Below are 22,068 nucleotides of genomic sequence, written 5' to 3'. Positions count from 1 at the left end.
TTCCGTCTTTTTTATGCATAGAATTTCGCTTTTATTCCTCATACTGTTTTCTAATATTCTTTTGGCTCAAACTGAAATTGGCGACAATTTCGTTAAGGATAAATTCTTAAAATATTTTGAATTACCACGAGAGTCTGTATTTCTTCATACTAATAAAACAACTTATATAGCCAATGAAGAAGTATGGTTAAAGGGCTATGTGTATAATAGGCATAATAGTAAACCATTTAGTCAAACTACTACGGTTCATGTGGGGTTGTATAATGTTGATGGTAAGAAATTTAATGACTATCATTTTAAAGCTAGAGATGGTTATTTTAAAGGGAATATCGCTGTAGATTCAATGCTTGCAAGTGGTGAATACTATCTTCGTACAAGCACAAATTGGATGAAGAATTTTAAAGAAGATGATTCCTTTGTTCAGAAAATCACCATTTTAAATGAGAAGTCAATTGAAAAGGCTAAATCTGTAAAAGAATATGATATTCAATTTCTACCAGAAGGCGGTAATTTAGTTGAAGATGCGCCTGGGGTGATGGGTGTGAAAGTAACAGATATTAACGGTTATGGCGTAAGAATCGTAGAGGGGTCTGTATTTGATACTGATAATACTCAGGTAGCAAGATTCTACACTTCAATTTTTGGTTTAGGCAAATTCAATTTTAATCCGAAAGCGGGTACGACTTATGTTGCTAAAATCGAATTTAGCGATGGTAGTGTGCAAACAACCACCATACAAAAACCTTCGGCAATAGGTATTTCTTTTAGTGTAAAGAACGTTGATGATGAACGTTTCATTATTAGCTTAACTACCAATGCAGCGACAAAAGCGGTAATTAAAGAACAACAGTTTTATTTGTTGATCCATAAAGATGGTCATGCAAATAGAATACCCATTACTATCCCCAAGAACAAACTATTTGTATCGAAGGTTTTAAATAAAGAAGTACTTAATAAAGGTATGAATATTTTAACGCTGTTTAATCCAGATGGTAAGCCGATAGCAGAGCGATTAATATTTAATCATTCAGACCTTTTAGATTCGCAATTAGAAGTTAGTAAGTTATCTACTGAAGAAGATTCGTTGAGTATTCAAGTGAAACTTCTTGATGCCAGTAAAGGGATGCAAAACTTAAGTGTATCTGTTTTGCCAGAAAAAACAATTTCGAACAATAATCAAAATTCTATTTATAGCGCATTCTATTTAAAACCTTATGTAAGAGGATTCATTGAAAACCCTAGATATTATTTTAGAGATGTTACCGAGAAAAAAGAGAATGAATTAGACTTATTGTTAATGACCCAAGGTTGGTCTAAATATGATTGGAACGATATTTTTAAAGGACCTCCAGGTCAATTTTATGAATTTGAAAACGGAATAGATTTAGAAGGGACCATTTACAGTAAAGGGGTTACATCTGAAGATAAACTCTTAGTTAGTTTTCCAGATGGTAGAAGTAGGTATTTAGACATTTTAGACAATAGATTTTTGATACAGAAGAATTTTCCAATAAAGGGTGAGGGCTTAGATTTTACGCTCATTGTTAAGAATGGAAAATTGGCTAAACCAAATATTGGTTTGAATATGAAGTTAGGGGCAAGCCCCGATGCAATGGATACTATTTGGAAAGAAAAAGCAGAATTTGAAAATGACGACAGCTCTAACAAAGTCAATGCGCCAGATTTAATTTCTACTGATAATACCATAAGTCTAAATGAGGTTACTGTTGTTGAAGATAAGATAAAAGCAACGGTAGAAAGCAATGTATTTATTCCTAAGTACTTAAGAGGTAAGATGACCGAAGTTACTGAAGATATAGAGTTTAGTTTTCCGTTAATAACTGAGATTATAGCATCAAGAGGGTATTACGTAAGAGAAGAGTTAAGTTTTGGTAGTACAGATCGCCTTATCATTAGAGCAAGAACAGTACAATCTTTTCTCTCAGGTAACGCGCTGCCAGTTCCTGTTATTTATTTAGATAATGTAAGATTGACGACTCTCGATATTTTATATCGAATGCCTACAAAAGATGTAGAAAGTTTTTTAATTGATAAAACAGGGGCAGGTGAGGGAGCAAGAGGCGCTGGTGGTGTAATTCGTATTTACACCAGAAGGTTACCAAGAGATTACAATGATCAGTATGGTAAAGATGAAAATGTTTTTAAGTACATATTAAAGGAAGGATTTGAACCTGTTAAGAAATTTTATACCCCTAAATACACTTCATATCTTTCTAATGAATTTGAAAATTTTGGAACCATACATTGGGTTCCTGAATTAAAGACTGATGAAAATGGTATCGCTACTTTTAAAATTCTAAACACATTACAGAATAATATCAATTTTTATATTGAAGGTATGGGAGCTGATGGTAGTTTGATTTCTGCTGAACAAAATCTAGTAATTGATTGATTTTAATTTATTAAAATAATATAACAACATTTATTAATTCCCCCTTTGGGGGCTAGGGGGATGGGCATATGGATTCATTAACACAAATTGTACTTGGTGCAGCCGTTGGCGAAGCGGTTCTTGGTAAGAAAGTAGGCAATAAGGCAATGCTTTATGGGGCTATTGCTGGTACTATACCCGATTTAGATGTCATAACACGTTATTTTCTTGATACGGTTACAGCTACGGAATGGCATAGAGGTTTTAGTCACTCCATTTTCTTTTCTGTACTCTTCGCTCCCGTATTCGGGTGGTTGGTTTGGAAGATTAATAAGAAAGAATCAGCTACTTGGAAAGAGTGGTCGTGGTTAATGTTCTGGGGACTTTTTACGCACCCATTATTAGATGCATTTACTACGTGGGGTACACAATTATTTTGGCCCTTTAAAACAAGATTGGCGTTTCAAAGTGTTTTTGTGATAGACCCTTTGTACACGGTTCCGTTTATTATCTTCTTGATACTGGCTATGTTTCAAAATAGAACTTCTATGAAACGTAGAAAATATGTGGAATTGGGTCTAGTCATTAGTAGTGCTTATTTACTGTTGACCTTGGTCCTAAAAGGAATCGCTTTTCAGAAATTTGAAAAGTCTCTTGATAAGCAAGGTATTTTGTATACTGAAATGAATACGCGCCCTGCGCCTTTGAATACGGTGCTGTGGATGGCAAATGTGGATACTAAAGACGCTTATTTAATGGCAGATTATTCTTTTTTTGATAGTCAACCAATTTCATTTATATCATATCCTAAAAATCATGACTTGCTATGTAAATGGGCAGATAATGATAAAATAATACGATTGATAAAAATAACCGAAGGCTGGTATACCATTAACAAAAAAGATGGGCAACTGTATTTTAACGACCTAAGATTCGGACTCATTAGTTTAAATGAAAATGAAAGTCAATTTGCATTCAGTTATAAATTAGTGCCAGATGGTGATGATTTAATTGTAGAAGAAAGACCGAAGTTTAAAAGAGATGCAAAACGGTTAATGGCTGCTCTGTGGCAACGAATGTGGGGTAATTAATGAATGAAGGTTTCGACTGCGCTCAACCAACATTCAAATTTCATTAAAGTGTAATCTAAGTAGCTAAACAACGTTAGCTTAGTTTATTAAAATGGATAACCGATAGCAAAGTTTAGCGTCATGTTGTTATCTGCATTTCCGAAGAATGGCACATTCCAACGTTCGTTTTTGTCCAAGTATGGTATACGTAATGGAGAAGCCAAATCTAAACGAATTACAAAACTTTGAATATCTAATCGAACACCAAAACCTACACCCGCTGCTACTTCACTTAGCCAATCTTTCTCAAATTTACCATCTGTAAATAGTGATTCAGACGAAGTGCTAATAGATTCGTCATCTAGAAGTTCAGAGTAATCTCCCGTTAGCCAAACATTACCCGCATCAACAAAAAAGGCACCTTTTAAATAAGAGAATAACGGAAAACGATATTCCACATTAGCTTCTAGTTTTAAATTACCAGATTGGTCGTAGTAATCTGTAGTGTCATCATCTGAGTTAGGATAAAAATTACCAGGTCCTAAAGATCGAATGTCAAAGGCGCGAATACTATATGGACCTCCTGAATAAAATTGCTTAACAAAAGGTAAGGTAGAACTGTTACCATAAGGTACACCCCAACCGGCATATAAACGAGATACTAAAGTACGCTCTTTTTCCCATCTTAGATATAATCGTAAATCGGCGTCTACTTTTGCATATTGTGCATATTCAGAACCAAAAATAGTATTTGAGCCACCGCTTGCAAGACTTAACATATTACCAGCAACATCAAAATTTGTAGTAAAATAGATCGGAGTCTCTTTGTCAAGGTCAGATACCTCGTCATAAGTAAAGCTATATAACAGACCAGCGATAAAACGCTGTTCGAAACTTTGGCTTAAATATTCATTATCATCAAGAATAGTCTGAAACTCATCTGTTACACTAGATAATTTCGAATAGTTGATACTAATAGGGTCTAGTGTATGGTATACATATTTATTTTCTTTCCAGGTATAACCAAAGGTGGCATTTACAGAACTTAATGTAAACAGATCACTACGCTGCAGAAAATCTACCCCGAGCGATATTTTGGTTTTTGGCACTGCGTATTTAAATCTACTTGGCGAAAAAGGTATGGATCTAGGTATAATTAAGTCTGCACTTATTCCACCTGCTATACTGGTTAAGTTGGTGTTGCTGCTATTAGACAGCTGCATCTCATAAGAGAAATCAGCAGAAACGCTGAATGTTTCACCACCATTGAAAACATTTCTATTGGTATGACTCAATAAAATACCTGGCCCGGTGTATCCATTAGATTTTGAAACTGCTTGTAGTTCGGCTCTTATGGATCGTTTGGTCAAAGGGGCTAAATAGATGCTTGCAGCCAAAGAACCACCGTTACCGTCAATTGCAGTGGTGTCTAGTTCGGTGTATTGTATGTTTACATACTTATAGCTGCCTAAAGCAGATAATCTGCTGCTTGTTTGTTTTGATGTGTTGGCATCATATAAATCACCTTCATTGAATAATAAGTACGACTCTAACAATTCGGGTTTGAAATACAATTCGTTCTGAATGAAATCGATACTGTCAATCTGTGTTACGTTTTCTTCGGTCAAGGGCAAAGTATCGCCTTCAATAGAATAATTAGGGTACACGGTAATAGAATCGATAGTGTAAGGGATAGAGGCACGAGCAGGAACATCTTTTTTTAGTCTAAGAAAAAGATCGAATTTTCTATTCTTATATTGGTTGGTATCTGCTTCAAAAATTAATAAATCTTCTTGACTGTTATAAAACCCTTTTTGTTTGAGGCCGTTATTTAATCTTGCTCTTTCTGCTTTCAATAAATCTAAATCAAATCGGTCACCTTTTACTAGAGCTGTTTCTGGTAACATTTTTTCAATTTCTTTGTAAATCGGTAACGAGTCAGACTCTAATGTGTAGTTTTCTAAAACATAAGGTTCTGGTAATGTAGCCGTGTAGTTTACAGATGCAAAATTGCCGTCAACAACGGTTTCTGATGTTGATCGACTGTAGAAAAAACCGTTATTATCTAGTCTGTTCAATATCAATTCTTCTATCCTTTCAGGATTTACATCTGAAAAATAAACAGGTTCTTCTCCAAAAGATTTGTTCAAGAATTTATACAGAAAGCCTGGTTTTTCTCGTTGCGCCTTATAATGAAAAAACAGGGCAGGTTTCATTCCTAAAAACTTGGTATTAGGGTTTGGCTCAATAAGGCTAAGTAATTCGGTATTTACTTCTTTACTGTCTTTGAGCTCACTGGCTGTCTTTAATTCTAACTCGGCACCAGTATATAATTGCTCCCCTTCAGGTATATATTTTTCTATACCGCATGAGTACACAAGCAGAAATGCTAAGCAGAATAATGTTCGATATGTAAAATTCTTATTTTTCAATGCGCTCCTGTTCTTCTTTATTCTTTTCGTTCTTTTTTGAAGGCTTCTTTTCTGTTTTCTCTTTTTCTAGCGGACTAAATAACTGACTGAATTTGTTGAACTCGCGGTTAAAAATAAAGGCTACTCCCGTTATTATCAACTGCCCGTCTATTATATTTTGATATTCTTGCCTTCTAAAGCCTTTAAGTCTATAAGTACCTTCTTCGCTTAGCAGATACTCTAAAGTTACATTACCAATCAAAGGGGTTTCAGTTTCGCTTGTCGAGGCACTACCTTCTACATCTACGGCACTTCCCGCGGTGACAATCAAACGGTCATTAAAGAGTTTTTTGCTCGCGTTGATATTTAGTTGTGTTCTACTTTGGGCACTTCCGCTTTCATAATCATCGAAGCTGTCTAGGTCGAAACCAAGCTCAAAACCTGTTTTTCCCAATAATTTATTAGAAATAGAGGTAAGTTCATTTGAGAGTACTTTATTTACATTATTTCTAGCCATAGAAACTACTCCGCCGCTACTACCATCACTTCCCGTAGTCGGGTAAAATCGATTTAAAGCCAATAATGAAAATACTTGTTTATTCAATTCAGACTCTTGTTCGTTTAATTGTTGAATACGACTATAAACTGCACCGCCAAAATTACCTTGCTCGCTCTCTGGCATATCTAGCGCAAATGATATTTCTGGTAGCATCAATTGCCCATCAATATTTAAGTACACAAGAAAGTCCGTTGCTTGTTGGTATGTTCCAGATACGCTACTATCTGTACCGTAACTTATAGAAGACATTAATGATGATGCCGAGGTTTCTATTTCATAAATTGCGGTAACATCCATTTTTGCATCGAACGGGTCGCCGCTCCAAACAATACTACTGCCTTTTTGTATTTTAAATTCACGACTCACCAAATTATACAAGCTTGTTCTGTAGAAGCCAGAGTCTAATTCTAACCTACCCGATAATCGAATATCTTGATTTGGATCTATATTTAAATTCAGCGTTGCAGCGCCAGATGCCTGTAGTTTGTCATCAGTTTTTTCGTCAAGAACAATGGTGAATTTTGCATCATTTCCTATTTCTAAAATGGAATTGATATCCATTCCTGCAAAAAATGAATTAGATTGTTCACCATCATTCCGGGTAAGTATGGCATCAGGATTTTCTCTGTTTACGAAAATAACCACGCCGTCTCGTTCTTGAATATCTAACTCGTTTTGAGGTACAATGTAAGTTAGGTCGGTAACATCTCGCACACGCAATTTACCATCTATGACAGGTAGTTCTAAATTTCCTTTTACGCTTAAATCAGCTTGAATACTGGCAATACCATAAACAAGTTCGTCATCACCTTTTTTAGAATCTAATACTCTAAATTGATCAGTTTTAACCGAAAAATTAAAATCAGGATTTGTAAAACTATTCGTAGTAATAGTACCATCAATAGTTAATGTGCCCTGGTTGATATCATTAATAGCGAAAGAGTCGAAGGTTATTTCATCTTGATCAATATCTATATACTGGTTGTCAATGGCAAAAGTAGATTTGTATGCTGCTAAGGTTAAGCTAAAATCATTGAAATTTATTCTACCCGAATATTTTGGTTCGGCAAGTGTGCCTTTCAGAAGAAGACTGCCATCTAAATACCCCTTAGCATTAGTTAATTGTTCATTTGAAAGACCTTGAATAACGCTGGCTTCCAATTTTTGAATATCGAGCTCCATATTTAAATCGGCAGTGTTTTCTTTCGCGGCATAGTCTCCCGTTAAGGTAAGATTTGCACCGCCATCTTTCAATGCCATATCAAAGTCATATTCAGATAATGATCTAGAAGATGCGTCTAAGGTTAATGTACCTAACGGATTCTCCATGACCTGAAAATCTTTAATATCTATATCTGCCACTAAGCCAGAAGCAGCATACGGATTAAGTATTACGAAATTACCCTCGACTTTACCTTTTGCCAATGCTTCATCAGGATTGAAAAAGCTGAGGAATGTTTGTAATTGAAAATTCTCGAACAGAATACCGATATGGTCCGATTCCATTTTCGGAATCTTATTAGAAATTTCCATCTTTTGAGAATTTCTACTTAAAACAACATTCTCAAAGTCTGAAAATGATTCGGCTATGGTTATGCTATTATCTTCAGGAATATCCCATTTTTTTGTGTTAAATATGAGGTCTTTCGGACTAATATGAAGTTTTAAAGTGTCTTTTTGAAATACTAAGCCCGATGCTATATGCATTACGGGTACAGAGTCATTTTTAGAATTGAAGTCAAGTAACAGTTCTTTGTTTTTAAGAGTACCTTCTAAATAGGTTTGTTTTAGATGGATGGGCTCATAAATTAAATCTGCCAGACCTGCAGAGAATTTAAGGTCTACCGAATCTCCTTTTATAAAAGCATTTAAGCTATCGACAGAACTGCCCGCATATGCAATGTGTGGCACTTTTACCTCGGCAGCTATTTTTCGTTTTTTAGAGTTGAAGCTAGCGTCTATGTTTAAGGAATCTAAATCTTCTATACCGTTGAAAAATACCTTAGATAAAACGGGAGTAGGTATTATGGCGAGTGCCAGTTTTGCATCGATATCATCTTCAGCTTCATACGCAGTATCGTCTGTAGAGAAATACTGTTCTAACTGTTTTTTAAGAGCATTTGTAATACGATTAGGCGATGCGTTAGATGTCAATTGCCCATTTAGAAAATTACTTTTAACCGATACATCTGTAATCGAGTCTTCTATATGTGCTTTTAAAGCAATTGTTGAAACTTGATACTGTTCATTATCGGCAATGGTGATGCCGTCTTCAATAGTTGTATTTATGGTAAAATTAGAAGGTGTGCCGGTATAATTCCCTTTAATATTTGCTGCAATTTTAATATTGTTTTTTGTGAGACCTAGTTCTTGTAAATCTGCTCCAATAATATTTGAAGTGAAAATAATATCGTTTTCTTGTGATGAAAGTGACATGGTTGAATTTACGTTCATATTCAAATTTGGGTCGTCGATATTAGCGGTAATGGTACCATTTCCGTCCTTTAGATTCCCGGTAATTACTATGTCATTATAATTATATCCATCATATTGAAATTGGGTAATTGTACCATCAATAGTACTATCGAAATTGCTTAGTTCAGAACCCGCACCTTTGCCTTTAATTTTAAGTGATAATTTACCCAGTTGGTCATTTTGTAAAAGCTTTCCTAATTGCATACTATCAACAGAAATTTGACCATTGAACTTCATGGTGTCATCAAAATTTACAAGAGCATTTATCGTTGCAGATCCTTCTGGTATTTTAATATTAATATCAGGCTTTACCCACGTTGTACCTCCAGATAAATTTCCCGCTGCGAGTATAGTTTCTGGGATGGAAATTCCTAATTCTTTTGACGATATTATTTTATTAATAGCCGATTTGGTGCTATTAAAACTAATATTGTTCAAATTGTAGGTTAGCGAATCTATATTGGTAAGATTGCTGATACTACCTTTTGTAGTCAGTTTTGTGTCTTCTCCCCATTGTAGATTTGTATTGAAATCATTGACTTTTTCTAGGCTACCGATAGCCTTTAGATTGCCGGTAATAGATTGAGCGGACAAGGAATCTAAATACTGATTTTTCGCAAGTTCTGGGAGTAACTTTAATACATCTTCTAACTCTAAATTAAGATTAGATATCTCTGCTGATAAGTTCGTTTTTTCAGGATTTTTTATCGCTCCTTTTAAGGAGTTATATTGAATAGCTAAGTTAGCATTCGCTGAGCTCTGGTTCAATTGAAAAACAAGATTCTGAAGAGATGCTTTGGTATCTGATAAACCTGCCTTAAAAGTCAATTGATTTAATCGAATACCACTCGGTTCTGAAAAAGAAAACTTAGAAACATTGGCATTGAATTTTTCTGGTTGATATGTTATATTTTTAGCTAACAGTTCAAAGTTTTGAATTTTAAATGCATTCGGGTTGAAAGTATCTGAATTACTAACATTGCCATTTAAAGAGTAACTAAATGTGTTTTTCGCAATGTTAATATCGTTCGCTGCAATGATAAATTCTGGCCATTCAAAAGCTGAATTCTCGGTTGTGTGGTCTTGTACAACTTCTTCACTTTTTATTTGAATAGCTAAATGCGAATCTTGAAATAAAAGGTCATCTGTTTCGTATCTGTTTTTAGAAACATCAGCGAGTATATCTGTTAGTTCAATAATGCCTAATTTTAATTGAGTTTGTAAGCCATCTGGCTGGCTGTTGTAGTTGACAGCTACATTTTCAACTTTAAAATCTTCTACCTTTATATATGGTAGCGCAGTACTTGTAGTATCTTCTGTAACCGGAAATGGGTGTGTTTGATTATAGGTGAATTGGGTATTGTTTAGATTTAATTCATCCAAAGAAAACTTCATTTTTTCCAAATCAAATTCAGAAACATCTAAGAACAGGTTACCAAGTATGAGGTCTATGTCCGTTCCTAAATAAGCATCGTTATACTTTAGCTTCCAATCGGTCAAGTCTAAATTACCTACATCAATATTCATTGCTTCTGAAGCAGGTGCTGTACTATCTGTTGGCGTCGTTAATGCATCAATTAGAAAAGTGAAATTAAATTCATCGGGATTATCGTCCCTAATGATATTGGCAACCACACCGTTAGCGGTTACATCATCTATCGATAATGAATTTTTAAAAACAATGGGGTAAATAGGAATATCTGCTTGAAGGGATTTTGAATAGAATAAAGTATCACCCTTTTTATCTTCTAGAAATACATGTTCTACTTGAATGTCGCCTGAGAATGTAAGATATAATTTGCCAACTGCTACCTTAGTATTCGTTTTGTCTGCTATATAATTAGTGACTTTAGTTACAATGAAGTTTTGAGCCCAGGGAGTTCGAACTACCAAAACCAAAATAAAAAATAGCAATAACACACCAAGGATAATTTTACCGAGGAGCTTTAAATATTTTTTAAATTTTGAATTTGTGTTGGTCATATGGTAAACACTATAGGATTGAATTCTAACATTCAATTTTCAACTGTAATGTTACCATTCTAGTTGTGCCATAAAACCTGTAGCAATTATAATTAACAATACTATTATGATAACGAGGTTGTAAAACCTTCTTTTCTTTTTCTTGGATTCTTTAAGTGATGCCATTAGTATGCAAAGTTAAGACTACCAATATATAAATTTAGCTTATTTGCTACGAAGATTATCGATATACCGCATAATGTAAATGTATTTTTTGATTCTACTGCCTAGAGCTTAAAGTGTTAAAACAGCTCGTCTATACATATTGTCATTTGGTCTACACATATTCTCTCTTAGTCAGTTACAGGAAATTTGAACGGCCTTAACGAAATACCTTTGTAGTGTAATTAATGATTAGCAAACAATATCAATTAAACTGAATCTTATGAAAACTGTTTCAAATTTTAAAATATGTTTAGGTTATTTTGAATCAGCGAACCAAGATGAAATTTTTGAAATCGACAATTTTAGTATTACACATTCAGAATTGATACTCGAAGCTATGGCAAAATAATAGTTGTTCAGGTAGTTCCCCCAAATCACCAAAGACCAATAGAAATATTGGTCTTTTTTATTTTAAACCTTTGGTCTGAATTCTATGAAAACTATCGGCTTGCAATCGTAGTAGTTCTTCTGCCTTTTTCTTTTTATAGCCGTAAAGTTCTTCTTCTCCTTTTAGGTCTTCATATATTTTCTGATTGATTTCACCATCAGTTGAAGCGATTAGTTTTCGTTGCGCCAATTTTTGCTCTACCCAAGTAGAAAGTACACTTTCTTCCTCTTCTAATTTAATATCATATTCCCCTTTGGGTGCAAGTAGCTTTGCTATAATTGGTGAAGTCTCTATAGCTAAAAACAACAGAAATATAAAGAACGATGGTAGCCATGGCAGTTCGCCTAAGGCAGTAATTCTTGCCATTAATCCGTCGAAACCGTCTATTATTGGTTGCGAACTTTTAACCACTTCGGCATATTCAGTATCTAGTACGGCAATTTGAGATTCTATCGCCGATACTTTTTCATTATTTGTAATTTTTAGCGCTTGTAGTTCCGCAAGTGCAGCATCATGTTTATCTCGTTTTTCAGCATAAACCGGACCTTTTCCGAGCAGTTTTGTGCCAGCAGTACCTTCTGCTTCATTGATGTAAATATCATACAGTGCATTCGTCTCTGTTTCCTTTATTGAAACTTCATTTTTTAATGCAGCAATGTCATTATTTAATTGTTCTACTTTCGGAGTGTATTGCAGCGCAAGTTGGTCTTTGTTGGCTAAGGTCAGTTCATTCTTTTGCTCCAATAACACCTGATTAATTTCTTTCTCGAAAATTTTCATCTCCAAAGGTTTTGAAATCACAATGGCAATAATAACCGCAAGAATAATACGCGGAGTAGCCTGTAAAAACTCTTGCCCAAAATTGTTTCTCTTTTTAATGGTAGCAACTATAAATCTGTCTAGATTGAATATGAGCAAACCCCAAATAAAGCCGAAAAATATTGCAGCGTACACGTTGTCAAAAACCGTGAATAATGCGTAGCTACTAGCAATAAATGCCATGACAGCGGTAAAGAAAACTGTAGCGCCTATGCCGGCATATTTGTTTTGCTCCCCTTTAGAGCATGTTTTTAAAAGTTCGGAATCTGCCCCTGAGCAGAGAATGAAGAAGTTTTGAATCATGATGAAAATTCGTTTTTTGATTGATGATGATTTATACTGGGTGAACGTAACTTTTTCACTTTTGGTACTGAAAAAGCCCTCGTAAAGAGGGCTTTAACATATGTTTGACGTATTACTTATTCTATTGTTACAGGTTCTTTGGTAATTCTTACTTCTGCCTTTCCGTTTTTTGTGCGAGATTCCATATTTAATTCCTTGTTTTTCTTTAATAATTCAATGGCGCTATCAGAAGAGATTTCTTTGCCTTCGTAGAAGAATGTCGCTCCTTTTTTTGCCATATCAATTGCATAATCTAATGGTGAAGGTGGCGTAGGAGGTGAGGGTGCGCCCGCACTTGAAGGTTTTACTAACGTGTATTGAGTATGTGTTGTTGATGGTATACCATTTATAGTTTTAGTATCAAGCGTTATGTGGTCATAAGGATCCTGATTTTTAATTATTTCTTTTAATTGGTTACTGGCATAATTAGTCGTGTTTAATGTCTTTGGCGCATGGGGTGAGCGGGGCGGTGCAGGGAATTTTAAGGTTGACTCTATAAGTGTTTCTGGTTCTTTTGTAGCTGGTGGAGGCGGAATGTTACTTTTTTCTCCTTTTGCCACTTTAGGTGCCATTGGAGCAGGTGGTGGCTCTGGGAAATCAGGGAATGGGGCTGCATTCTCTTTTTGTTTAGCAGACATTAATCCGTAGATATATGTTAGTTGATCAACATCAGATTTTAGGATGCGAATGTTACCGCCTTCAGATAGCATGGTGTTGTATTTATTAGCTACTTCGTTGTATTCAGCCAATTGTGCTTTTGTTGCACCATCTTGATTTTCTTTAGGAAGACATTCAGGGAAAGGTTGGGCAGCTTTTCTTTCTTCAGCAGTCATTTTTTTATAAGTAGATTCTAATATTTTTAAATCACTCTGTGGGATGCTCCTTTTTTCAATGGGTATAGCGTTGTATTTTTTGGCTAAGGAATTGTAATCCGAGATTTTATTTGATTGTAAAACGATATTATTAGTATTTAAAATAACAGTATTAGGTTTGATTTCGATATGTTCTTTGTATTCATCTTCAGGTATTGTATAGCTGTTAGAAAAAACAGTAATACTATTTGTGTTTAGCTTTCTCAATTCTTTTGTAACAATTTCTATGAATTCTGAATTGATATTCTCTGTAGAATAAATTTGCGCTGATAATTTGTTGTTCTTAACCGCCAATGGAAATTCTGACTTTATCTTTTCATTTAACTGTGACAATTGAACTTGTTGGTCATTGAACCAAATTTGGTTTTCATTCTTTACTTCTATCCACACTATTTCTAGTAATGGTTCATGATAGACATCGGTATTAAGCTCATTAAAAACATTGTTCCTTCTAATACTTTGTGCTTCATCAACCGTTTTGCCATGATACTCACTTGGTTTAAATCCGTTTTTGCCAAAAATATTTGTAGTTCTTTTACTAAAATGTTCAATGTTAGAAATTCCGATTGTCTTTAATTGTGACTCAACTTCCTCAATTAATTTATACTGATTTTCGTCATAAAGAATATGAGCTGTCAGATAGTTTTTAGTAATATATGGACCTAAATTTTGATTGATTCTTACTACTTCTGTCGAAAGGTTTTCTAAAGCTACTGGCTCATTGTTCACTAATAAACCTCCAGTTTTTGTGATTTCTATATTAATGTCTTTAATCGTGTTTTGCGATACCACATTTTTTTGACTAAATCCGTAGAGCATTAAAGCCAATACTGGCAGTAGCAATAAGCTTCTTAACAGGATACTCTTTTTTGATGTTTGTTTTTTCATGATGATGAATCGTTTTTTGATTGATGAATAATTTATGGCATTTGCGATACCAACTGATTGATGGGTGTTAAAGCTGTCGTTTGATAAGTACGACAGTAATGTGTTTTGATAGTTTAAATGGTCTTCTTGACCATTAAGTACAGCACTATCTGCTAAAAATTCATGATTTAATTTAATTGTTTTTTTGAATACATAGATTAACGGATTGAACCAGAATACCACTTGCAATACTTCAAGAAAAAGTACATCTAAACTATGTCTTTGTATAGCATGGGTTTCTTCATGTAGTAGCACAGAATTAGGTATGCTTTTAGTTTCAAATTTTTGCTTGTTCAGAAAAATGTACCGTAAAAAAGTATGTGGTGGCAGTTGTTCTTTTAATAGTATTCTATAGATAGCTCTCTGTTTTGTTTTCGGGTTGTTACGAATACGTTTCCAGATTTTAAATAGATTATACATAAAGCGAAATCCGAATCCTGTAGCTCCTAATCCGTAGATAGTCCATAGTATTAAAGACCAATTCATTGTCGATTTCTCAACAACTTGAATTACTGGTTGTATTTCTTGGGGTTCATTTATGGTGATAAATTGAGTAACTGCAGTGGTGGGTTCTATGTCAACATATTCCGTAAAAGCTATTTGAGGTATTATAAAAGAAGCGATGACGGCGGTTAATAGAAAGTATCTTTTAAAATGGTGCATGCTTTCTTTCTCTAATAGAAGTTTATAGAAGAGCAGAAATATGCTCATACATGCGGCGGATTTTAAAAGATAGATTAGCATGATTACTTTTTTTCGATTTCTACGTCTATTAGCTTTTTCAATTCTTCTAACTCCGCTTTGCTTAAGTTGGTTTCTTGCGTAAAAAACGATGCGAACTGACTAGCGCTATCATTAAAAAAGTTTTTAATGAGTCCGTTAACGTGTTTAGAGAAATAGTCTTTCTTTTTTACCAGCGGAAAGTATTCTCTACTTCTACCAAAACTTTTATAGTCAATAAATTTTTTGTCGGCCATTCTTTTTAATAAAGTGGCAACAGTGGTTGTTGCGGGTTTTGGCTCTGGGTAGGCATCGAGTAAATCTTTCATGAAAGCCTTTTTTTGCTTCCATAGAATATTCATTAATTCTTCTTCCGATTTGGATAGTTGCATTTTCTACAAGTTTAGAGTATGTTCTACAAATATAGAACAAATATTTTAATTCTACAAGTGTAGAGTTGTTTTGCCCTAGGGATAGTAATGAAAAGCCCGCATTTGCTTTTTAGCAAAGCGTACTTGTAATGTATAGCCCGACCCCAATTCTTTGGGGAAAGGTCCAATTGACCCACTTAAAAGATGTAAATTCGTATTATAAAAATAATGAATAATGAGTGTATTAGCAGATTTGGAAGCACGTAGCGGTTCTACTTGCGAGTTATGTACGGGAACAACTAATTTAGAAGTTTTTGAAGTTGAACCGGTTTCTATAAGCGGAGTAGATTCAAGTATTTTGGCATGTGAAATATGCCGTACCCAAATTGAAGATCCAGAACAAATGGATGCAAACCACTGGCGTTGTCTTAACGATAGTATGTGGAGCGAGTATGATTCTGTGAAGGTGGTTGCTTGGAGAATGTTATCTAGATTAAAATCTGAAGGATGGCCTAAAGATTTATTGGATATGATGTACTTAGAGCCAGAGGCTTTAGTTTGGGCAAAAGCAACAGGCGAAGGTTTAGCCGAGGCTGACAAGATTATTCACCGCGATGTAAACGGCGTAATTTTAGAAAACGGAGATAGTGTTGTTTTGGTAAAAGATTTGAAAATAAAAGGGTCTAGCCAAGTTGCTAAACAAGGTACTGCGGTAAGAAGAATTTCATTAGATCGTGAAAACGCTGAATATATAGAAGGTAAAGTAGGTCCAACAATGACGGTTATAATTACCAAGTACGTTAAGAAGATATAGTTGTTGATTCTTGGAATCAATTTATCATCAACAAATGTTCTTTCTACAATAAAACAAAACGTCTTTGCTAGCAAAGACGTTTTGTTTTTAATTTATTATCAACTGTCAATCAACTACTTCTTGTTCATTTCTGTAAAATACTCGTAGAAATAAGGGATAGTTTCAATTCCTTTAAAGTAATTCCACACGCCGAAATGTTCGTTAGGGGAGTGTATGGCATCACTATCCAATCCAAAGCCCATAAGTATGGTCTTGCTTTTTAGCTCTTGCTCAAATAAAGAAACTATTGGAATACTACCACCACTACGTTGCGGAATAGGTTTTTTACCAAAGGTAGTTTCATAAGCTTTTGAAGCTGCTTGGTATGCAATGGTATCAATAGGCGTTACATACCCTTGTCCGCCATGATGTGGTTTTACGACTACCTTCACACCTTTTGGTGCTATAGCTTCAAAATGTGTTTTGAATAAATCGGTAATTTCTTTCCAATCTTGATTGGGAACCAATCGCATAGATATTTTTGCAAAAGCCTTACTAGCTATAACCGTTTTTGCACCTTCGCCAGTATATCCACCCCAAATACCATTAACATCTAATGTAGGTCTAATGGAGTTACGTTCGTTGGTAGAATATCCTTTTTCACCGTAAACTGATTCAATATCCAAAGCCTCTTGGTATTTTTCAATACTAAAAGGTGCTTTTGCCATTTCTGCACGTTCTTCAACAGAAAGTTCTTCTACCTTGTCATAAAAACCAGGTATGGTAATATGATTGTTCTCGTCATGTAAACTGGCAATCATTTTAGTTAAAATGTTGATAGGGTTGGCAACAGCACCACCATATAATCCTGAATGCAAATCACGATTAGGTCCTGTAACTTCTACTTCAACATAACTTAGTCCGCGTAAACCTGTAGTTATCGACGGTACATCATTGGCGATCATACCTGTATCTGATATTAAAATAACATCGTTTGCCAGTTTCTCTCTGTTTTCCGCGACGTAGATGGCGAGGTTATTACTGCCAACTTCTTCTTCACCTTCAATCATGAATTTTACATTACATGGTAGTTGATCGGTTTTCACCATCAGCTCCAATGCTTTTACATGCATGTACATTTGACCTTTATCATCGCAAGCTCCACGAGCGAATATGGCACCTTCTGGGTGTTTCTCCGTTTTTTTAATAACAGGTTCAAATGGTGGTGAATGCCAAAGATCAATAGGATCTGCCGGTTGAACGTCATAATGACCATAAACAAGAACTGTAGGTAGATCAGTATTTATGATTTTTTCACCATATACGATTGGGTAACCTGCGGTTTCATGAATTTCAACAACATCGCAACCTGCTTCCTCTAATCGAGTTTTAACCGTTTCGGCTGTATCTAATACATCTTGAGAAAAGGCAGAATCTGCGCTAACAGACGGAATCTTAAGTAGTTCGATAAGCTCATTTAAAAATCGGTCCTTATTTTCCGATAGATAATTCTTTACGTTTTTCATGTACTTTTTTATGTGACTTTCGATAAAAGTACAAAAAGCGTAATTTTTAAATAGCTAAAATTTAGAGAATTGATTTTTTGCGTTATATTTGCACCCCGATAATCACATATCGTGATTTAGGAAAGTATGCAGGCGTGGTGGAATTGGTAGACACGCTAGACTTAGGATCTAGTGCCTTGCGGTGTGAGAGTTCGAGTCTCTCCGCCTGTACAACGAGAAGCCTCTTGAGAAATCAAGGGGCTTTTTTTATGGAGAATTTTTAATGAATGTTATTTTGCGAAGAGATGAGAAGTTAATCTTAGGGGCAGTTGAAGGGAGTCCAAAAGAAACGATCAATCAAACGCAGTTCTCAAAAGTTATATTTTTCGAAATGGATTTTGAAAATATAGATACATGGACAAGGCTTGATACGTTACATGCAATTTCTGTGGGTTGATTGAATTTCTAGACTTTTACTCTATTTTTTAGAAGAGTGGTAATATATTTTTTATCATTAACCCCTATCTAAATTCTCCAATAACTAATACAGTACTTTTGTTCGAACTACTCGATAAGAAAAATGGCTCTATTCGCTTTGAATACATTAATAGAGATATGAAGTATTAGTTTTAAAGCATTACACAGGTCGTTACTTAATGCATACTGTGGGTTTGCATCTTATCACCCCCTTAACAATCCATCAGCCCATATAGTTGATGATATATGATGAGAAACAGGAAATTTGGACAGCTAGTTTTTACTGGTCTGTGAGAACGCCTGTAGTGCAGAAGCTAAAGGCATGCATCTGATGATTTTCTTCACCTATTTTTTCGAATTACTTAAAACTGTTTAGTTCATCTTGCCTTTAGTTCTTTGACAGAGTGCTTTTGACTATTTAATTATCAAGAGATCTATTGAATTTCAGCAACCTGAGGGAATCATTATTTTTTGCGAACAAAAATGCAGTATCCTTATTTTTTCCAAGTCGTATTGTCTTAATATTTCGCAAATCTCCTTTTATTATTAACCCGCTACTATTCGGAGGTACGACATCATAACCCGATCCGTTTCCGGTCAGGATTAGCCCAAAACCGGCATCGTTTCTTGGTGTCTCTACTTCAGATTGATAGTGATTTCCACCTAGTATCAAATCGGGATATTTATCGCCATTGTAGTCAAAAATCTCAAACTTTTTGATGGCCGAAAATTGTGTTCTATTAGGTAAAAGATGCATTTCAAAAGAACCATCACCTTTGTTTTCGATCCAATGATGGGCAAAAGTAATAGCCTTATAATGCAAGGCATCGCCAAGCATTTTTTTGCCATATATCTCGTTCAAGTCGGCATTTGCAAAAGATTCGTATGTTTCGAAGCGTTTTTTTATTGCTGGTACCTGTTGAGAGGAACACTCTCTGCCCCTTAGCGGAAGTTTTGTTCCATACTTTTCATAGCTCAAAACAATATCAATGGTGCCATTTTCATCAAAATCATTGGAGTAAATTTCGAAAGGAGCTTTTTTACTGGCCTTGTATTTATAATTTAGACCAAGATTACCAACCAGATAATCTATGTCGCCGTCTGCATCAACATCGAGTTTTTGAATATCATACCACCAACCGTTATGATTGCTGAACCCTAGCTTTTCAGTAACTTCATCGAAGGTGGTGCCAGTATTTTTAAAAAACCGAATAGGCATCCATTCACCAGTTATAATCAGGTCTAATTTGCCATCTTTATCGAAATCATCCCATAACGCCGATGTTACTAGGCCGGCTTCCTCGAGTTCTGGAGCCAATTCATTGGTAAGATCGGTAAATCTAATTTCCTCGCCATTTCCTCCTTCATTTCTTAAAATGTAACTCTTTGCAGGGAAGGGGTATTTGCCTGGTAAAAGTCTTCCACCGACGAATAAATCTAAATCGCCGTCATCATCAAAATCGCCAGCAGCCACTTCGAGACCACTTGTCGGTATTTTTGGAAGGGCATTATCTGCTTTTGTAAAACCGTTTTTAGTGTTTAAATATAATCGGTCTTGGTAATAATCATCTGTTTTATCGATATGATTTCCTCCGCTGACAACATAAAGATCTAAATCACCATCATTATCGGCATCGAAAAATAGCGCGCCCGTATCTTCATGATGAAAATCGTCTTCCCATGGACCTTTCATTTTTACGAACTCTTGATTTTGATTCTGAACATACATCGTGCTTGGGTTTCCTGCAGCATTACCAACAAAAAAGTCTTCTAATCCATCGCCATTGACATCACCTACGGTCAATGCCTCGCCTAGCCTTGAATTTTTATGAGGTAACAAGGGTTCATTGGCAAAATCATCATAAGTATCTTCCTGATGGATAAACTCAATTTTGGCGACGCTGGTACAATCGGTAAAACGAGATTCAATTAACTCATGGCTCTTTGGTAAAGTATTTTCCTCTTCGTATTTAACTGTTAACAACTGATTTGGGACAATATTTTTAAGTACCTGACGGCTTCCATTAGGCCATGTTATTTCAAGTTCTTCAATCAACTTTGTGTTACCTAGACCAAAATGTAAAATAGGAGCTACACTTGATTGATACCCTCGGGTCAAAGTAAGTTCTTGGGTCTGTACAGTCCCCGAACTCTTAATCGATACCTTTGCGCCCAAACCAAATTGGTTCTGTTTTTTTCCGTTTAGTTTTATTCTTAGAAACTTGTTGTCTGATGTTTGAGCTTCGTTTATTAGTAATGAGGCAGGCTGGTCAATGTTGTTGATGACCAAATCAAGATCGCCATCGTTGTCTAAATCGGCATAGGCAAAACCATTTGAAAATCCTTTTTCTTGCAGTCCCCATTCTTCTGTAACATTTGAAAAGCTGAAATCACCATTATTTTGTAAAGCATAGTTGGATATAGGTGTGCTAGGGATTAAAGTATAGTCACGATTGTTCTTTCGACCAAAAAAGGTCTCTTGTTCGTATTCAGTATTGATATCGTTATTGTTTACATCTCGCTTTATGCCATTTGTTATAAAGACATCTTTATGACCATCATTGTCAAAATCGGCGAATAAGGCGCCCCAACTCCAATCGGTGGTTGCAAGACCTGAGAACCTTGAAATCTCGCCAAAAATAGGATAGTTATTTGAGTCGAACCCATTATTCAATTGTAACGAATTTTGCATGTATTGGTAATCGAATCCTAAATCGATAGCCTCATAAAATGTATCGGGGCTCATACTTGCCATATTCGTTTTTGAACGCTTGTAATCTTCAGCAGTCATATCAACCTGCAGTATGTCGGTAAGACCATCATTGTTGAAGTCGCCAGAATCAATACCCATTCCGAACATTGAAGTGTGCTGCATGACTTGATTGGAAACTTCAGAGAAGGTACCGTCACCATTGTTTTGATAAAAATAATCGGGTACGTTAAAATCGTTAGAAAGGTATAGATCTTTAAATCCATCATTATTGAAATCGGTGGCTATCAAACCTAATGTCATTCCAAAATTCTGAACACCTGCTTTTTTGGTTACATCTGTAAAGGTTTTGTCCCCATTGTTTTTGTATAAATGACCAGATTCTTCGTAATTATTGGCAATCATTTTATCATGGTAGTAGCGATTGCCCATACTTACCTTTACAATAGGGTAGTTGGCCACAAAGAGATCTAATAGCCCATCATTATTATAATCGAAAAAGGTAGATTGTATCGATGTGCTTTTATCTGCGATGCCGTAAGCCTCTGCCTCTTCGTTAAAGGTATTGTCACCATTGTTAATGAAAAGTTGATTGCCGCTGTTAGGTGTGTAATTTGAGGTACTGACATAAATGTCTAAATAGCCGTCATTGTTGATATCGACCATTGTAGATCCTGTATACCATCTTTGGTCACCAGAAACCGCTGCTTTTTTAGAGATATCTTCGAACTCTAGGTTACCTTTATTTAGATATAGCTTGTTCGGGACTAAGTTTCCTGTAAGATAAATATCGTTCAGTCCGTCGTTATTGATATCGCCAATTGAAACCCCACCTCCCAAATATAGATATGGGAAACTAAAATAGTTTAAACTGTCACTTTCGGTAATCGTATTTGAAAAATAAATGCCAGATTTCTCTACAGATAATTTATCGAAACCAGGAGATTTCGAATCGTGTTCTTTCTCTTTACAACAAAGAAGCATAAAAGAAAACGTTAAAAATATAAAAATCCTTTTCATCTTTTAATTTATAGATAATGGGGACCATAT

Annotated in this window: 11 protein-coding genes and 1 tRNA gene; 5 read left to right on the top strand and 7 right to left on the bottom strand. The window is 35.3% G+C overall.

From position 1 onward, the window contains the following. Positions 1 to 61 precede the first annotated feature (61 nt). On the top strand, positions 62 to 2,413 hold the full coding sequence (locus tag ACJJVT_RS13845) for a hypothetical protein (RefSeq protein ID WP_405399466.1): 2,352 nt from the start codon (positions 62 to 64) through the stop codon (positions 2,411 to 2,413). A gap of 68 nt (positions 2,414 to 2,481) precedes the next feature. Next, a complete protein-coding gene (locus ACJJVT_RS13840) occupies positions 2,482 to 3,483 on the top strand; it encodes a metal-dependent hydrolase (RefSeq protein WP_405399464.1) in 1,002 nt (333 codons plus the stop codon). 86 nt (positions 3,484 to 3,569) lie between these two features. Here the strand turns inward: ACJJVT_RS13840 and ACJJVT_RS13835 are convergent, their stop codons facing one another. Both ACJJVT_RS13835 and ACJJVT_RS13830 read right to left on the bottom strand, forming a co-directional pair. Continuing rightward, a complete protein-coding gene (locus tag ACJJVT_RS13835; RefSeq protein ID WP_405399462.1) occupies positions 3,570 to 5,894 on the bottom strand; it encodes a BamA/TamA family outer membrane protein in 2,325 nt (774 codons plus the stop codon). Then, a complete protein-coding gene (locus ACJJVT_RS13830; protein WP_405399461.1) occupies positions 5,884 to 10,890 on the bottom strand; it encodes a translocation/assembly module TamB domain-containing protein in 5,007 nt (1,668 codons plus the stop codon). The genes ACJJVT_RS13835 and ACJJVT_RS13830 overlap by 11 nt, the downstream gene beginning before the upstream one ends. Before the next feature lie 424 nt (positions 10,891 to 11,314). Between ACJJVT_RS13830 and ACJJVT_RS13825 the strand changes: the two genes are divergently transcribed. Then, positions 11,315 to 11,443: a hypothetical protein gene (locus ACJJVT_RS13825; RefSeq protein ID WP_405399459.1), complete on the top strand. Its 129-nt coding sequence runs from the start codon at positions 11,315 to 11,317 to the stop codon at positions 11,441 to 11,443. Positions 11,444 to 11,500: 57 nt separating this feature from the next. Here the strand turns inward: ACJJVT_RS13825 and ACJJVT_RS13820 are convergent, their stop codons facing one another. From ACJJVT_RS13820 to ACJJVT_RS13810, 3 genes are all read right to left on the bottom strand, one after another. Beyond that, the gene (locus ACJJVT_RS13820; protein WP_405399457.1) at positions 11,501 to 12,604 is read right to left on the bottom strand and encodes a DUF4407 domain-containing protein; all 1,104 of its coding nucleotides are present in this window, start codon (positions 12,602 to 12,604) and stop codon (positions 11,501 to 11,503) included. A gap of 116 nt (positions 12,605 to 12,720) precedes the next feature. After that, positions 12,721 to 15,153, bottom strand: a complete 2,433-nt coding sequence (locus ACJJVT_RS13815) for a M56 family metallopeptidase (protein ID WP_405399456.1) — start codon at positions 15,151 to 15,153, stop codon at positions 12,721 to 12,723. A gap of 35 nt (positions 15,154 to 15,188) precedes the next feature. After that, on the bottom strand, positions 15,189 to 15,554 hold the full coding sequence (locus tag ACJJVT_RS13810) for a BlaI/MecI/CopY family transcriptional regulator (RefSeq protein WP_073242260.1): 366 nt from the start codon (positions 15,552 to 15,554) through the stop codon (positions 15,189 to 15,191). A gap of 214 nt (positions 15,555 to 15,768) precedes the next feature. Here ACJJVT_RS13810 and ACJJVT_RS13805 point away from each other — a divergent pair, with 214 nt between their 5' ends. Further along, entirely contained in the window at positions 15,769 to 16,347 is a 579-nt protein-coding gene (locus ACJJVT_RS13805; RefSeq protein ID WP_405399455.1) for a PhnA domain-containing protein, read from the top strand. 113 nt (positions 16,348 to 16,460) lie between these two features. Here ACJJVT_RS13805 and ACJJVT_RS13800 read toward each other — a convergent pair whose 3' ends face one another. Continuing rightward, positions 16,461 to 17,852, bottom strand: a complete 1,392-nt coding sequence (locus ACJJVT_RS13800; protein ID WP_405399454.1) for a dipeptidase — start codon at positions 17,850 to 17,852, stop codon at positions 16,461 to 16,463. A 128-nt stretch (positions 17,853 to 17,980) separates the two neighbouring features. On the opposite strand from ACJJVT_RS13800, the gene ACJJVT_RS13795 reads away from it, so the two are divergent. Continuing rightward, a tRNA-Leu gene (locus ACJJVT_RS13795) sits at positions 17,981 to 18,062 on the top strand. Positions 18,063 to 18,726: 664 nt separating this feature from the next. On the opposite strand, the gene ACJJVT_RS13790 is transcribed toward ACJJVT_RS13795, so the two are convergent. Then, positions 18,727 to 22,038, bottom strand: coding sequence for a VCBS repeat-containing protein (locus tag ACJJVT_RS13790; RefSeq protein ID WP_405399453.1), 3,312 nt, complete (start codon positions 22,036 to 22,038; stop codon positions 18,727 to 18,729). Between the last annotated feature and the right edge of the window lie 30 nt (positions 22,039 to 22,068).

Source organism: Maribacter sp. Asnod2-G09, from assembly GCF_045063795.1.
In the GTDB taxonomy this organism is placed as follows: Bacteria; Bacteroidota; Bacteroidia; order Flavobacteriales; family Flavobacteriaceae; genus Maribacter.
This window is presented reverse-complemented; position numbering and strand designations above follow the sequence as displayed.

What these genes read in the sequence shown, in the direction of transcription:
- ACJJVT_RS13825 (WP_405399459.1), top strand. Translation starts at nt 11,315, where the DNA reads ATGAAAACTGTTTCAAATTTTAAAATATGTTTAGGTTATTTTGAATCA.
- ACJJVT_RS13810 (WP_073242260.1), bottom strand. Translation starts at nt 15,554, where the DNA reads ATGCAACTATCCAAATCGGAAGAAGAATTAATGAATATTCTATGGAAG.
- ACJJVT_RS13830 (WP_405399461.1), bottom strand. Translation starts at nt 10,890, where the DNA reads ATGACCAACACAAATTCAAAATTTAAAAAATATTTAAAGCTCCTCGGT.
- ACJJVT_RS13805 (WP_405399455.1), top strand. Translation starts at nt 15,769, where the DNA reads ATGAGTGTATTAGCAGATTTGGAAGCACGTAGCGGTTCTACTTGCGAG.
- ACJJVT_RS13790 (WP_405399453.1), bottom strand. Translation starts at nt 22,038, where the DNA reads ATGAAAAGGATTTTTATATTTTTAACGTTTTCTTTTATGCTTCTTTGT.
- ACJJVT_RS13800 (WP_405399454.1), bottom strand. Translation starts at nt 17,852, where the DNA reads ATGAAAAACGTAAAGAATTATCTATCGGAAAATAAGGACCGATTTTTA.
- ACJJVT_RS13820 (WP_405399457.1), bottom strand. Translation starts at nt 12,604, where the DNA reads ATGATTCAAAACTTCTTCATTCTCTGCTCAGGGGCAGATTCCGAACTT.
- ACJJVT_RS13815 (WP_405399456.1), bottom strand. Translation starts at nt 15,153, where the DNA reads ATGAGCATATTTCTGCTCTTCTATAAACTTCTATTAGAGAAAGAAAGC.
- ACJJVT_RS13840 (WP_405399464.1), top strand. Translation starts at nt 2,482, where the DNA reads ATGGATTCATTAACACAAATTGTACTTGGTGCAGCCGTTGGCGAAGCG.